The sequence below is a fragment of the Micromonospora sp. WMMD558 genome (assembly GCF_049315255.1).
Lineage (GTDB): Bacteria > Actinomycetota > Actinomycetes > Mycobacteriales > Micromonosporaceae > Micromonospora.
The window spans coordinates 3,157,902-3,172,520 of sequence record NZ_CP186061.1 but is presented as its reverse complement, the minus strand read 5'-3'; the positions used below and the strand labels follow the sequence as shown (position 1 = coordinate 3,172,520).

Sequence of the window (14,619 nt, the reverse complement as noted above, 5' to 3'; positions counted from 1 at the left end):
GTCAAGGACCTGCCGGAACGTCAGCGCGGCCGAACGTTGCGGAGCCGGGGCAGACCCCACACCGCCAGCGCGACGACCAGGACGGTCATCACCAATGCACCCGGAGCCTTGACCAGCCGGGCGAGGTTGGTGCCGTCGGGTAGCGCGAGGAAGGCCGCGACCGCGCACGGCAGCACGAACCAACCGGTCCGTACCGCCACGACCGCCAGCACGGCCAGCGGCCAGGTCGCGTACCAGGGGTGGAACACCGGGGCCAGGGCGACCGTGGCGGCCAACGCGAGCCCCGCCCCGAGCAGGGACACCCGGACCCGGGCGGCGTCCATCCGCGCCACCCGCTGCCGGACGTCGTTCAGCTCGCGCAGCGCCGTCCCGGCCCGCCACCACAGCAGCGCCAGCAGGGCGACCAGCACGGCCAGCGCCACCGCCCGCGCCACCGGGACCGCGGCGGGTCGCCGGCCGAGCAACTCGCCGGCGTAGTCCACGACCATGCCGACGGCCGTCGGGGGCGACGTCCACTGCTCCGAGTCGCCGCTGCGGTTCAGCCCGCGCACCCAACCCAGGCCGAGGCCGGAGAGCAGCGACGCGCCCGCCAGGGCGGCGAACACCCCGGCTGCCAGCCAGCCGCCGTCGCGCAGCAGCGACCGTACGGTGTAGCGGCCGAGCACCGCCGCCAGGGCCGCGAACGGCAGCACCACCACCGCGGTCGCCTTCACGCCCACCGCCAGCCCCAGCAGCACCCCGGCGACCAGCAGCGGGCGCGGCTTGCCGGGGAAGCGGACGAGCACCAGCAGGCCGAGCAGCAGCAGCCCGAGCATCAGCGCGTCGTTGTGGGCGCCGGCCACCAGGTGCACGGCGACCAGCGGGCAGGCCAGCACCAGCCAGGCCGCCCGGCGCGTCGGCACGCCCGCCGCCCGGGCCAGCCCGAGCAGGCACAGCCCGGCGAGCAGGACCCCGGCCACGGCGACCAGGCGCAGCACCACCAGCGCGCCGACCAACCCACCGCCCAGGGTCACGGCCAGCGCGGCGAGCAGGACGAACACCGGCCCGTACGGCGCCGGCGTGTCCCGCCAGATCGGCGCGACCGCGTCCACCCACGGGCAGCCGGCCGCCGCCACCCCCGTCGCGTACGGGTCGACGCCGTGCGCGTACGCCCAGCCCTGGCAGGCGTACGAGTAGACGTCCCGGCTGCCCAGCGGCGGCGCGACGAGCAGCGGCAGCGCCCACAACCCCGCCGTGCGGTACGCCCAGCCGGTCGACGGCGCACCGTCGCGCAGGGCCCACCAGGCGCCGACGAGCAGGCCGGTGCCGACCAGCCAGAGCACGACGGTCAGCGGGCCGTCCGCGGAGCGCCACACCCGGTCGGCGGTGGTGCCGGGCAGCGCCCCGCCCACGTACCCGGCGACGGCCAGCAGCACGGCGCCGGCCAGACCGGCGTACCGCGCGACGAGCGCCCGCCCGGGCGCGATCGGACCCGGCGCTGCGCCGGGTCCGGTCACCGGCGTACCCCTCCCGACTCGGCGGCGGCCGGCCGACGGGCCGCCCGCGCCGACCGTACCAAGCGGACCGTAACCACGATCACCAGCAGCGTCATCAGCGGCGCGCCGACGGTCTTGGTGTACCGGGGCAGCCCGGTGCCGTCCGGTAGCACCAGGAACGACGCGACCAGCGCGACCAGGGCCGCCCAGTCGGCCCGGCGGGCGGTCGCCGCGAGCACCACCAGGGGCCAGGTCCAGTACCAGGGGTGGAAGAGCGGCGCGAGCGCGACCGTGGCGGTCAGCGCGAGCCCGGCGTGCCAGAGCGCGTCCCGGGTCCGCGCCCGCCACCACAGCCACGGCAGCAGCAGGAGGAGCACCGCCAGGCCGATCCCCCGGGTCACCGGCAGCGCGTCGACGTGCCAGCCGAAGGGCAGCACGAGATACCCGAAGGTCTGCCCGACGGCGGTCGGCGGCGACGTCCAGCCGATCACCAGACCCCCCTGCTCCAGCCCACCGATCCAGCCGAAGTCGAGGCCAGCGGCCAGCGTCGCGCCGACGACCGTGGCGACGGCGCCGCCGACCACCCACCCGCCGTCGCGGATCAGCGCCCGGACCGAGTACCCCCCGGCGAGCGCGGCCAGCGCCGCGAACGGCACCACGACCAGCGCGGTCACCTTGATCCCGGCGGCCAGGCCGAGCAGCACACCCCCGGCCAGCAGCGGGCCGGGGCGCGCGGGACGGGACGCCACGACCGCCAGCCCGGCGACGAGCAGCCCGACCATCAACGCGTCGTTGTGCGCGCCGGAGACCAGGTGCACCCCGACCAGCGGGGAGCCGAGCGCCAGCCACAGCGCCCGCCCGGGCGCCACCCCGCACCGACGGGCCAGCACCGGCAGTACGGCCGCCGTGAGGCCGACGCCGGCCACCGCGAGCAGCCGGAACACGACGATGCTGGCGACCAGCGAGTCGGTGGCCGCCACGATCGCCCCGGAGACCAGGACGAACAGCGGACCGTACGGCGCCGGGGTGTCCCGCCAGATCGGCGAGATCGTGTCCAGCCACGGGCACGGCAGGGCGGACACCCCCTGCTCGTACGGGCTGAAGCCGGCCGCGTACGTGGCGCCCTGGCAGGCGTACGCGTACACGTCCCGGCTGCCCAACGGCGGCGCGACCAGCAGCGGGACCAGCCAGAGCCCGACGGTGACCAGTGCCCACCGCGCGGAGGGCACGCGGTCCCGGACCGACCACCACGCTCCGGCGGACAGCGCCAGGCCGACCACCCAGAGCGCGATCAGCAGCGGCCCGTTCGGGCCCTGCCAGATGCGGACCGGGTTCGCCAGGTGCGACCCGGAGGGCAGGGCGCCGCCGAGGAAGGCGGCAACGGCGAGCATCGTCGAGCCGGCCAGGCCGGTCCAGCGGGCGAGGTGGAGAGGCACGGAAGCACATGCTGCCAGTACGGTGGTCGCGGTACGGAGGTGGGCATGCGGGACAGGCGGGTCGTGGCGCTGGCCACCGCGTCGGCCGTGGTGCTCGGTGTGACGTACCTGACGTTGCCGCCGGCGGGTTCGGACCTGGCCGCCCAGGTGGCGCGGGCCGACTTCTTCGCCGCCCACGGCACCGCCCCGGTCGACCTGCGCTGGTACGGCGGGGTGAACCAGTTCGGCTACAGCCTGGTGTCCCAGCCGGTGATGGCGCTGCTCGGCGTCCGGGTCACCGGCGTGCTCGCGCTGGTCACGGCGGCGGCCGCCCTCGCCGCCCTGCTGGCCCGGACCGGGGTGCCCCGGCCGCTGCTCGGCGCCCTGGTGGGCGTGGTCACCCTCACCGGGAACCTGGTTGCCGGCCGGGTCACGTACGGCCTCGGGGTGGCCCTCGGCCTGGTCGCCCTGCTCGCCCTCACCCTGCCCGCCGACGGGCGTGAACCCGCCGTCGCGCGGGGGCGACGCGGAACGGTGCGGCTCGGGCTGGCCGCCCTCGGGGCGCTGCTGGCGTCGGCGACCAGCCCGGTGGCCGGCCTCTTCGTCGGCCTGGCCGGCGCGGCGCTGCTGCTGTCCCGCCGGTACGCCGACGGCCTGGCCCTCGGGGTCGCCGCCGCGCTGCCCCTCGGGGTCACCGCGTTGCTGTTCGGCGACGGCGGCTGGATGAACATCAGCCGCACCGACACCCTCCGCACCGTGGTGACCAGCCTGCTGGTGGCCGCGCTGGTGGCGTACCGGCCGGTGCGGGCGGGCGCGTTGCTGGCCGCGGCGGGGGTGCTGGCCGCGGCCCTGGTGCACACGCCGGTCGGCCTCAACGCCACCCGGCTGGCGGCGATGTTCGCACTACCCGTACTGGCCGCCGCCGCGGGTGTAAGGAAGGGCCCCTTGTTAACGCCTCCGGTAGAGGAAGGGTCCCCTGTTAACGCGTCGCGGCCTCGGTGGGCGCCGCTACGGGGCCGGTGGGGGGCCGCCGCCGCGCGCGGCGGGCGGGTCGGGGCGACCATGCTCGCCGTGCTGCTGGCCACGGTGTGCTGGTGGCAGCCACCGGTCTCGCCGGCCGACCTGCGCAGCGTCACCGACCCGGCGGCCCGGCCGGCGTACTTCGCGCCGTTGCGGGACTTCCTCGCCGCTCAGCGCCTCACCGGCCGGGTGGAGATCCCGCCGACCCGCGGCTACTGGGAGGCGGCGTCCCTCGGCGAGGTGCCGCTCGCGCGGGGCTGGCTGCGGCAGGCCGACATCGACCGCAACCCGCTGTTCTTCACCACCGTGCCGGGCGCCGCCGGCACCGGGGTGCCGTTGACACCGGACAGCTACCGGGACTGGCTGCTCGACAACGCGGTGCAGTACGTCGCCGTCCCCGACGCCCCGCTGTCGTGGGTGGGCCGGCCCGAGGCCGACCTGGTCGCCGGCGGCCTGCCCTACCTCACCCCGGTCTGGTCCGGCCCCCACTGGCGGGTGTGGGCGGTCGACGGGTCGCGCCCGATCGTCGGCGCCCCGGGTGAACTGGTCCGATCCGACGCGGCGTCGCTGACGTTCCGGGCGGCGGCGGCCGGCCCGGTCCCGGTCCGCGTACGTCACAACCGCTGGCTGACCGTCACCGGCGGCGCCACGCTCGCCCCCGACGGCGACTGGACCACCGTCACCGTGCCCGGTGCCGGGGAGTACCGACTCGGCAGCTGACCCAACTCTTTTGCCGTTCCGGCAAACATCCTTGCCGAATCGTCGGGCTCCGGGCAACGATCGACGCGACGGTCCCGACCGGGAGCGGCACGAGCAGCGAGGAGGAACGGTGCGGGAGAGCGCTGACCGCGCGATGGACGACGTCCGGCAGCGGGACGTGGACCTGGAGGCCGCCCGGTTCTGGGACGAGCTCTACGGGGAACGGGACCAGATCTGGAGCGGCCGCCCCAACCCGCGCCTGGTCGACGTGGCCGGTCCGCTGCCGGCCGGCACCGCGCTGGACCTGGGCTGCGGCGAGGGCGCCGACGCGATCTGGCTGGCCGGCCGGGGCTGGCGGGTGACCGCCGTCGACATCTCCGCCACCGCCCTGGACCGGGCCGCCGCCCGGGCGGACGCCGACGGCGTCGCGGCACGGATCGACTTCCAGCGGCACGACCTCCTCCGCACCTTCCCCGAGGGCGTGTTCGACCTGGTGTCCGCCCAGTTCCTCCAGTCACCGCTGGACTTCCCCCGGGAGGACGTGCTGCGCGCGGCGGCCCGGGCCGTGGCGCCCGGCGGCCGGCTGCTGGTCGTCGAGCACGGTGAGATGCCGCCGTGGAGTCGGCACGCCCACCCGCACGTCCGGTTCCCCACACCCGAGGAGACCCTGGCCGGGCTCGACCTGGACGCCGACCGGTGGCACATCGAGCGGGTCGACGGCGTGCCGCGGCCGGCCACCGGCCCGGACGGGCAACCCGCGACGCTGCTCGACAACGTCGTGCTGGTGCGCCGGCGGTAGCGGCCGGACTCCGACCGCCGGCCGGTGACGCCCGGCCTCAGCTCTCCAGCACCCGCTCCATGGCGGCGCGGGAACGGCGACCGGTGCGCAGGTATTCGTCGAGGAACTCCCCCGGGTCGTCGCGGCCGAGCAGCCGCACCACGCCGGCCAGCTCCACCCCGTGCCGGGGGAGCTGGTCACCGGCCCGGCCCCGCACCAGCATCAGCGCGTTGCGGACCTGCGCGGCGAGGGTCCACCCGGCCGCCATCGCCTCGGCGTCCGCCCGGTCGACCAGGTCCGCGTCCCGCGCGGCCGCGAGGGCGTCGAGCGTACGCGTCCCGCGCAGCTCCGGCAGCCGCCCGCCGTGCCGGAGCTGGAGCAGCTGCACCGCCCACTCGACGTCCGACAGCCCGCCCCGCCCCAGCTTGGTGTGGGTGGCCGGGTCCGCGCCCCGGGGCAGCCGCTCGGTCTCCACCCGGGCCTTGATGCGACGGATCTCGACGACCTGCTCGCGGGTCAGCCCGTCGGCCGGGTACCGCACCGGGTCGATCATCGCCTCGAACTCGGCGCCCAGGTCCGCGTCGCCGCAGACGAACCGGGCCCGCAGCAGCGCCTGCGCCTCCCACACCCCCGACCAGCGCGCGTAGTACTGGGCGTACGCGGCGAGGCTGCGGACCAGCGGACCCTGCCGCCCCTCGGGCCGCAGGTCGGCGTCGACGCCGAGCGGCGGGTCGGGGGCGGGCATGCCGAGCAGCCGGCGCAGTTCCTCGGCGATCGCGTGGGCGGTGGCGCTCGCCGCGCTGTCGCTGACGCCGTCCGGCCCGTCGTAGACGAACAGCACGTCGGCGTCGGAGAGGTAGTTCGACTCGTACCCGCCGAGCCGGCCCATGCCGACCACCGCGAACCGCAGCCCCGGCACCGGTGCCTGGGACGCCCGGGCGGTCCGCAGGGCGGCGGCCAGCGTGGCGTCGGTGACGTCGGCCAGCGCGGTGCCCACGGCGGTCACGTCGGCGAGGCCCAGGGCCGGTGCCGACGTCCCGGCGCGGCCGGGCTGCGACGTCGGCGCGGCCCCCTGCGCGGCACGGTCCTCGGCGCGGGGTGGCGACGGTGCCAGTGACCCGGCGCGGCTCAGCACGTCGGCGCAGGCCAGCCGGACCAGTTCCCGGCGGCGCAGCGCGCGCACCGCCCGGGTCGCCTCGACCGGGTCGTCGGCGTGCCGGGTTGCGGCCGCCGCGAAGCCCTCGCACAGCACGTCCCGCGGGCGCGGGACCAGCTCGCTCTCCTCGGCGAGCAGGCGCAGCGCCTCCGGCTCGCGGGCGAGCAGGTCGGCCGCGTACCGGGAGGAGGAGAGCACCCGGGCGAGCCGGCGGGCGACCGGCCCCTCGTCGCGCAGCAGCCGCAGGTACCAGGGTGTGCTGCCGAGCTTGTCGGAGACCTGGCGGTAGTTGAGCAGCCCGCGGTCCGGCTCGGGGGCGTCGGCGAACTCGCTCAGCAGCACCGGCAGCAGGGTGCGCTGGATCGCGGCGGTACGGCTGACCCCGCCGGTGAGGGCCTGGAGGTGTCGCAGCGCCCCTGCCGGGTCGGCGAAGCCGAGGATCTCCAGCCGGTGGCGGGCCGCCTCGGGGGTGAGCCGCAGTCCGTCGGCGGGGACCCGGGCGACCGACTCCAGCAGGGGCCGGTAGAGCAGCTTGGCGTGCAGCCGGCGTACCTCGGTGGCGTGGGTGACCCACTCGGCGCGGAACTCCTCGACGGCGCTGCGGCCCGGCGTGGCCGCGTGGCCGAGCGCGGCGGCCAGCCAGCGCAGCGCGGCCGGGTCGGTCGGCACGGTGTGGGTCCGGCGCAGACCCTGGAGCTGGAGCCGGTGCTCGACGGCGCGCAGGAAGCGATAGCCGCGCAGCAGCGCCTCCCCGTCGGCCCGCCCGACGTAGCCGCCGGCGACCAGCGCCCGCAGCGCCGGGACCGTGCCCGGGACCCGTAGCGTCTCGTCACCGCGGCCGTGCACCAGTTGCAGCAACTGCACCGCGAACTCGATGTCGCGCAGCCCGCCCGGGCCGCGCTTGATCTCGCGGTCCAGCTCCTTCGGCGGGATGTTGTCGATGATCTTGCGGCGCATGGCGCGCACGTCCTCGACCGCCTCGGGGCGTTCGGCGGCCCGCCAGACCAGCGGGGCGAGCTGGTCGATCCACTCCCGACCCAGGGCCAGGTCCCCGGCCGCCGGCCGGGCCTTCAGCAACGCCTGGAACTCCCAGGTCCGGGCCCACCGCCGGTAGTAGGCGAGGTGGCTGGCGAGGGTCCGCACCAGCGGGCCCCGGTTGCCCTCCGGCCGCAGCGCGGCGTCGACCGGCCAGGCGACCAGCCCGCAGATGTGGATCAGCCGGGTGGCGACCGTGGTGGCCGCCGGGAGGTCGTCGTCCTCGGCCGCCACGAAGATGACGTCGACGTCGGAGACGTAGTTCAGCTCGTCGCCGCCGCACTTGCCCATCGCCACCACGGCGAGCCGCGGCCGGGGCGTGCCCTCCGGCAGCTCCCCCACGGCGATCTCGTACGCGGCGGCGAGCGTCGCGTCGGCCAGCGCGGACAGCGCGGCCATCGTCTGCTCCAGCCCGCGCCCGCCGGTCAGGTCGGCCGCCGCGATCCGCAGCAACGCCAGGCGGTACGCGGTCCGCAGCACCGCGACCGGGTTGCCGTCACCGGTCCGGTCGAGCCGCCCGTCGGCGGGCGGCGCCAGACCGTCCGGGGCGGTCCGGAGGGCCGTCCACTGGTCCGGGTTGGCCACCAGGTGGTCGCCGAGCGCCGAGGACGCGCCGAGCACGGCGACCAGCCGCCGGCGCAGCCCCGGATCGTCGTGCAACGCCTCGATCAGGGCGGACCCGGCGCCGATGCCGGCCGGACCGCCGCCGTTGCCGGCCGCGCGGCGCTCCGCCTCGACGAGCCGGTGCAGCTGGCGCAGCGCCAGCTCCGGGTCGGCGGCCCGGGACAGGGCGGCGAGCAGCTCCGCCGCCGGCTCGTCGGCCGGCTCCTGGGTGTCCGGCCGCCACAGGCCCAGCCCGTCGGGGCCGAGCAGGTCGGCGGCCCGGGAACCGGCGTCACCGGCGCCGAACCCGTACCGGGCGAGCCGCCCCGCGGCCCTGGTCGGCCGGCCCATCAGTGCCCGAGCAGGGGCAGGCTGCGGCGGGTGCCCTCGTCCAGCTCGCCGAGGGCCAGGGCCGCGAAGCGCGCCGCGAAGGGCTGCCACACCTCCTCCACGTCGACCATCACCGCGTCGCAGGCGGCCACCACCGCCTCCGGGTCGTAGCCCAGCTCGGCGAGCAGCCTCGAGTCGGTGGCCCAGTCGGCGATCATCGCGGTGTCGCACTCGATGTGGAACTGGAGCCCCCAGGCCCGGTCGCCGAGGCGGAACGCCTGGTGCGGGTAGCGGGTGGAGGCGGCAAGCAGGGTCGCGCCGGCGGGCAGCTCGGTGATCTCGTCGGAGTGCCACTGGAGCACGTCCGGGATCAGCGGGACGTACCGGAAGAGCGGGTCCGCCTCGGCGGCGTCGCGGCGGCCCACCACGCCGGGGCCGACCTCCGGGCCGGACGGGCTGCGCTCGACGGCGCCGGCGTGCGCGGTGGCGAGCAGTTGGGCGCCGAGGCAGATGCCCAGGGTCGGCACGCGGTACCGGACGGCCTTGCGCAGCAGCGCCTCCACGTGCGGGAACCAGGCCGCCCCGGGTGAGCCGTCGGGCAGCGGGTACGCCTGCTGCTCGCCGCCGAGCACCACCAGCGCCGCGTACCCCTCCAGGTCGGCCGGCAGTTCGTCGCCGGCGTGCGCCCGGACCACCCACAGGTCCAGGCCGGCCTCGGTCAGCCACTCCCCCAGCCGGCGCGCGTCGTCGGTCGGGTCGTTCTCGATCACCAGCGCGGTTGCCACGCCGTCGAGGCTATCCGGTACGCCCGTCGAAGAGCTGGTTAGGCTCGGCGGTTGTGATCACCGAGGACGTCGTCCGGCCGCCGGCGCTGCGCCCCGGCGACACGGTCATGCTGGTGTCGCCGTCCGGGCCGACCCGGCCGGAGCGGGTGGCCCGGGGCGTCGAACTGCTCACCGGCTGGGGGCTGCGGCCGGTCCCGGCCCCGAACGCGTACGCCCGGCAGGGCTACCTGGCCGGCGCCGACGAACTGCGGGCGGCGGACCTGAACGCCGCGTTCGCCGACCCCTCGGTGCGGGGCGTGATCTGCACCCGGGGCGGCTACGGCGCGCAGCGGGCGGTGGACGCGATCGACATGGCCGCCGTACGCCGGGACCCGAAGGTCGTGGCCGGCTTCTCCGACATCACCGCCCTCCAGTTCGCGCTCTGGCGGGGCGCCCGGCTGGCCGGCGTGCACGGGCCCGGGGCGGCCTGGCGGGACGAGCGCACGACGCTGGACTCGGCGCAGTCGCTGCACGCGGCGTTGATGACCACCGAGCCGGTGACCGTGGCGGCCCGCGACGGGGAGGAGACCGCCGGCGTCCGGGTGCCCGGCCGGGCCACCGGCCGGCTGCTCGGCGGCAACCTGTGCCTGATCGTGGCGTCGCTCGGCACCCCGGACATGCCGGACCTGACCGGGGCGGTGCTCCTCGTCGAGGAGGTGCAGGAGCCGCCGTACAAGATCGACCGGATGTTGACCCAGCTCCGCCGGGCCGGCGTGCTCGACGGCGTGGCGGGGGTGGCGGTCGGGCAGTTCACCGACTGTGCGGACGGGTGGGCGGTGGACGTCGCCGACGTCCTGACCGACCGCCTCGGCGACCTGGGCGTCCCGGTCCTCGGTGGCCTTCCGGTCGGTCACGGGGTCGGTCAGCTCACCGTCCCCGTCGGCACCGAGGCGGTCCTCGACGCCGACGCCGGCACGCTCACGGTCGCTTCCGCCGTCCGCTGACCCGCCGCCTCTCCGCTCGCCGCCTCCACTTCCGCCCTCACCGACCCGCGTCCCGCGCCCGTCCGCCCCACCACTCCCGTGCCCGCTGGCAGGCGGCCAGCAACTTCGGGGACGTTGCTGCCTCGACGGGTGCCGGACGCAGCAACGTCCCTGAAGTTGTGTGGGTCTTGGGACGGCCGCAGGCCGACTGGGCGGTCTGTCCGGCTTGGCGGGCGGACTGCCAGCCCATTCATAGGCTCGCCATGGGTTTCCTCCAGCCGCCCAGGTCACCGTCGGTGAGGTCATCGCACCACCGACGAGTTGGAGGACGACATGTCCCGCACGATTCGAAAGAAGCACCTGCTGGCCGGCTTCGCCGCCGCCGGCCTGCTCGGCGTCGGGATCGCGGCGCCGACCGTCGCATTCGCCGCCGACGGCGCCTCGCCGTCGGCGAGCGCCAGCGCCGAAACCGACCGGGAGCAGCGGCGGGCCGACCGGCAGGCCGAGTTCGCCGAGGCGCTCGCGACGGAGCTGGGCGTCTCGACCGACCAGGTGACGGCCGCGCTGGAGAAGCTGCGCGAGCAGCGGAAGGACGAGCGACCCGAGCGGCCGGACGCCACCGACCGGCAGGCCGCGCTGAAGGAGCGGCTCGACCGGGCGGTCGAGGACGGCAAGCTCACCCGGGAGCAGGCCGACGCGATCATCGCCGCGGCCGAGGCGGGCGTCCTCCCGGGCCCGGGCGGGCGCGGCGGCCACGGCGGGCCGGGCGGCCTCGGCGACAAGTGACCGGACGCCGCCCGCCCCGGCCGCGTGGCTGGGGCGGGCGGCGCCGTGACCTTCGGAGGGGACGGCGCCGCCGGGACGCCCCGGTCGGCTTCGGACGGTCAGGCGATGCGGGCGCGGACGATCAGGGCGGCGCCGACGTGCGTGCCCGGGGTGAGCAGGCGCGGCACGAAGAACGCCAGCGCCTCCGGTTTCCCGGCACCTCCTACAGCGACAGGTAGCGCTGCCGCTCGTACGGGGTGACCTCGCGCCGGTACTGCTCCCACTCGGCCCGCTTGTTGCGCAGGAAGAAGTCGAAGACGTGCTCGCCGAGCACCTCGGCGACCAGCTCGGAACCGGCCATCACGTCGATCGCCTCGGAGAGGTTCTCCGGCAGCGGCTCGTACCCCATCGCCCGTCGCTCGGCGCTGGTCAGCGACCAGACGTCGTCCTCGGCGCCCGGCGGCAGCTCGTACCCCTCCTCGATGCCCTTCATCCCGGCGCCGAGCAGCACCGCGAAGGCCAGGTACGGGTTGGCCGCCGAGTCGAGCGACCGGACCTCCACCCGGGCGGAGTTCGGCTTGCCGTACGCCGGGACGCGGACCAGCGCGGACCGGTTGAGGTGACCCCAGCAGACGTACGCGGGGCTCTCGGTCACCCGGTCCGGCAGGGCCTGCGGGAACAGCCGCTTGTACGAGTTGACCCACTGGTTGGTGACCGCCGTGTACTCCCGGGCGTGCACGAGCAGGCCGGCGATGAACGCGCGGGCCACCTTGGACAGCTTCATCGGGTCGCCGGCGTCGTGGAACGCGTTGCGCTCGCCCTCGAACAGCGACAGGTGGGTGTGCATGCCGCTGCCCGGCTGGTCGGTGAACGGCTTCGGCATGAAGGTGGCCTGCACCCCGGTGGAGAGCGCCACCTCCTTGACCACGTGCCGGAAGGTCATGATGTTGTCGGCGGTGGTCAGCGCGTCGGCGTAGCGCAGGTCGATCTCCTGCTGGCCGGGGGCGACCTCGTGGTGGCTGAACTCGACCGAGATGCCGATCCGCTCCAACGCGAGCACCGCCTGGCGGCGGAAGTCCCGCGCGACCGCGTGGGTGGTGTGCTCGAAGTACCCGCCGGTGTCGACCGGGGTGGGCACCGAGCCGTCCATCGGGCCGTTCTCCAGCAGGAAGAACTCGATCTCCGGGTGGGTGTAGAAGGTGAAGCCCTTCTCCGCCGCCTTGGACAGGGCCCGGCGCAGCACGTGCCGCGGGTCGGCCCAGGACGGGCCGCCGTCGGGGAGCAGGATGTCGCAGAACATCCGGGCGCTCTCGCCGCTGACGCCCCCCTCGAACGGGAAGACCTGGAACGTGGTCGGGTCGGGCATGGCGACCATGTCGGACTCGAAGACCCGGGCGAAGCCCTCGATCGCCGAGCCGTCGAACCCGATGCCCTCCTCGAAGGCCGCCTCCAGCTCGGCGGGGGCCACCGACACGCTCTTCAGCGTGCCCAGCACGTCGGTGAACCACAGCCGGACGAACCGGATGTCCCGCTCTTCCAGCGTACGGAGGACGAACTCCTGCTGACGGTCCACTTCCACCCCTCGCGACCCTGTTGTCCGCCTTCGGCCGGGGGTGACCCGGCCTGACCGACCAGTCTCCACCGGCCTCGTTACGCCGACGTTACGCGACCTGCCGGCGCTCGTCCCGCCCAGTCCCACCCCGGTGCGGTCGCCCGCTCGGGGGTGGCCCCCGTCTCCCCCGGGCGGGCCGTGTCGGGCCCGGACGGCTGGGGCAAGATGAGGACATGCCCACCCTGCGTCTCGCCCTCTGTCAGGTCAACCCGACCGTCGGCGACCTCACCGGCAACGCCGCGCTGATCCGGGAGTGGACCCGGCGCGCCGCCGACGCCGGCGCTCAGCTGGTCGCGTTCCCGGAGATGATGCTGACCGGGTACCCGGTCGAGGACCTGGTCTTCCGCCGGTCCTTCGTGGCGGCGTCGAAGGCGGCCCTGGAGCGGCTCGCGGCCGACCTCGCCGCGGACGGCCTCGGTGACCTGCCGGTGCTGGTCGGTTACCTGGACGCGGACGGCCCGCCGCAGGTCAGCGGTGACGCGGAGCCGGGTCACGGTGCGCGCAACGCCGCCGCCCTGCTGCACGGCGGTGGGACCGTCGCCACCTACTTCAAGCACCACCTGCCGAACTACGGCGTCTTCGACGAGGACCGGTACTTCGTTCCCGGGGACATGCTGACCGTGGTCCGGATCGGCGGGGTGGACGTCGCGCTGACCATCTGCGAGGACCTGTGGCAGGCCGGGGGCCCGTTCGCCGCCGCCCGCCAGGCCGGCGTCGGTCTGGTCCTCAACATCAACGGCTCGCCGTACGAGCTGAACAAGGACGACATCCGGCTGCCGCTGGTCCGCCGCCGGGCCGCCGAGGCGGGGGCCACCATCGCGTACGTCAACATGATCGGCGGCCAGGACGAGCTGGTCTTCGAGGGCGACTCGATGATCGTGACGGCGGACGGGACGTTGCTGGCCCGGGCGCCGCAGTTCGTCGAGCACCTGCTCGTGCACGACGTGGAACTGCCCGAGGCGGAGCCCCACGCCGGCGAGGACACCGAACTGGCCGACGCGCTGCGGGTGGTCCGCCGTACCGTCGGATCGGTGCCGGCCGCGCCCACGGGCCCGGCGGCGACCGGCGGCGTCATCGAGCCGGTGGCCGACGAGGCCGAGGTGTGGCAGGCGCTGGTGCTGGGCCTGCGCGACTACGTCAACAAGAACCGCTTCCCGTCGGTGGTGCTCGGCCTGTCCGGCGGCATCGACTCGGCGGTCGTCGCGGCCCTCGCGGTCGACGCGCTGGGCCCCGACCGGGTGGTCGGGGTGTCCATGCCGAGCCAGCACTCCTCGGAGCACTCCCGGGAGGACGCGGCGGACCTGGCCAAGCGCACCGGCCTGGACTACCGGGTCGAGCCGATCCAGCCGATGGTCGACACCTTCCTGGCCAACATGTCGCTGTCCGGCGTCTCGGTGGAGAACCTGCAGGCCCGGGTCCGCGGGGTGATCCTGATGGCCCTGTCGAACCAGGAGGGCCACCTGGTGCTGACCACCGGCAACAAGAGCGAGCTGGCGGTCGGTTACTCCACCCTCTACGGCGACTCGGTCGGCGGCTTCAACCCGGTCAAGGACGTCTGGAAGACGCTGATCTGGCGGCTGGCCACGTGGCGCAACGCGGACGCCGGCCGGCGCGACGAGACCGCGCCGATCCCGGAGAGCTCCATCGGCAAGCCGCCGTCGGCCGAGCTGAGCCCGGGGCAGCTCGACAGCGACACCCTCCCCGAGTACGACGTGCTCGACCCGATCCTGATCGGGTACGTCGACGGCGACCTGGGCCGGGACGGGCTCGTCGAGTCCGGCCACGACCCGGCGGTGGTGGACCGGGTGCTGCGGATGGTGGATACCGCCGAGTACAAGCGACGCCAGTCCGCCCCCGGCACGAAGATCTCCATGAAGGCGTTCGGGCGGGACCGCCGGCTACCGATCACCAACCGCTGGCGGGAGAACGGCTGACGCACGGGTACCTGGTCACCGGCGCCGGTCTCCGGTGCTGGCGGTCGGGA

General features: G+C 75.6%; 10 protein-coding genes. 5 read left to right on the top strand and 5 right to left on the bottom strand.

Features of this window, described 5'->3' with window-relative positions; all coding sequences use genetic code 11:
• Nucleotides 1-20: 20 nt before the first annotated feature.
• Entirely contained in the window at nucleotides 21-1,496 is a 1,476-nt protein-coding gene (gene mptB / locus ACN26Y_RS15490) for a polyprenol phosphomannose-dependent alpha 1,6 mannosyltransferase MptB (RefSeq protein ID WP_422734878.1), read from the bottom strand.
• Nucleotides 1,493-2,911 (bottom strand): polyprenol phosphomannose-dependent alpha 1,6 mannosyltransferase MptB, encoded by a 1,419-nt coding sequence (mptB, locus tag ACN26Y_RS15485; RefSeq protein ID WP_155330943.1) that lies wholly within the window; start codon nucleotides 2,909-2,911, stop codon nucleotides 1,493-1,495. Before mptB (ACN26Y_RS15485) ends, mptB (ACN26Y_RS15490) begins: the two co-directional genes overlap by 4 nt.
• A 45-nt stretch (nucleotides 2,912-2,956) precedes the next feature.
• Between mptB (ACN26Y_RS15485) and ACN26Y_RS15480 the strand changes: the two genes are divergently transcribed.
• The gene (locus tag ACN26Y_RS15480; protein ID WP_422734877.1) at nucleotides 2,957-4,630 is read left to right on the top strand and encodes a hypothetical protein; all 1,674 of its coding nucleotides are present in this window, start codon (nucleotides 2,957-2,959) and stop codon (nucleotides 4,628-4,630) included.
• A 133-nt stretch (nucleotides 4,631-4,763) separates the two neighbouring features.
• On the top strand, nucleotides 4,764-5,408 hold the full coding sequence (locus tag ACN26Y_RS15475) for a class I SAM-dependent methyltransferase (RefSeq protein WP_155334103.1): 645 nt from the start codon (nucleotides 4,764-4,766) through the stop codon (nucleotides 5,406-5,408).
• 37 nt (nucleotides 5,409-5,445) lie between these two features.
• Here the strand turns inward: ACN26Y_RS15475 and ACN26Y_RS15470 are convergent, their stop codons facing one another.
• Nucleotides 5,446-8,532, bottom strand: a complete 3,087-nt coding sequence (locus tag ACN26Y_RS15470) for a bifunctional [glutamine synthetase] adenylyltransferase/[glutamine synthetase]-adenylyl-L-tyrosine phosphorylase (protein ID WP_155330941.1) — start codon at nucleotides 8,530-8,532, stop codon at nucleotides 5,446-5,448.
• A complete protein-coding gene (locus ACN26Y_RS15465; RefSeq protein ID WP_366598845.1) occupies nucleotides 8,532-9,296 on the bottom strand; it encodes a type 1 glutamine amidotransferase in 765 nt (254 codons plus the stop codon). Before ACN26Y_RS15465 ends, ACN26Y_RS15470 begins: the two co-directional genes overlap by 1 nt.
• Before the next feature lie 53 nt (nucleotides 9,297-9,349).
• Here ACN26Y_RS15465 and ACN26Y_RS15460 point away from each other — a divergent pair, with 53 nt between their 5' ends.
• Both ACN26Y_RS15460 and ACN26Y_RS15455 read left to right on the top strand, forming a co-directional pair.
• The gene (locus tag ACN26Y_RS15460; RefSeq protein ID WP_422734875.1) at nucleotides 9,350-10,279 is read left to right on the top strand and encodes a S66 peptidase family protein; all 930 of its coding nucleotides are present in this window, start codon (nucleotides 9,350-9,352) and stop codon (nucleotides 10,277-10,279) included.
• A 312-nt stretch (nucleotides 10,280-10,591) separates the two neighbouring features.
• A complete protein-coding gene (locus tag ACN26Y_RS15455) occupies nucleotides 10,592-11,044 on the top strand; it encodes a hypothetical protein (RefSeq protein WP_422734874.1) in 453 nt (150 codons plus the stop codon).
• Between the two features lie 202 nt (nucleotides 11,045-11,246).
• On the opposite strand, the gene glnA is transcribed toward ACN26Y_RS15455, so the two are convergent.
• The gene (gene glnA, locus ACN26Y_RS15450; protein ID WP_155330937.1) at nucleotides 11,247-12,596 is read right to left on the bottom strand and encodes a type I glutamate--ammonia ligase; all 1,350 of its coding nucleotides are present in this window, start codon (nucleotides 12,594-12,596) and stop codon (nucleotides 11,247-11,249) included.
• A 212-nt stretch (nucleotides 12,597-12,808) separates the two neighbouring features.
• On the opposite strand from glnA, the gene ACN26Y_RS15445 reads away from it, so the two are divergent.
• The gene (locus ACN26Y_RS15445) at nucleotides 12,809-14,569 is read left to right on the top strand and encodes an NAD+ synthase (RefSeq protein WP_422734873.1); all 1,761 of its coding nucleotides are present in this window, start codon (nucleotides 12,809-12,811) and stop codon (nucleotides 14,567-14,569) included.
• Nucleotides 14,570-14,619: the final 50 nt, after the last annotated feature.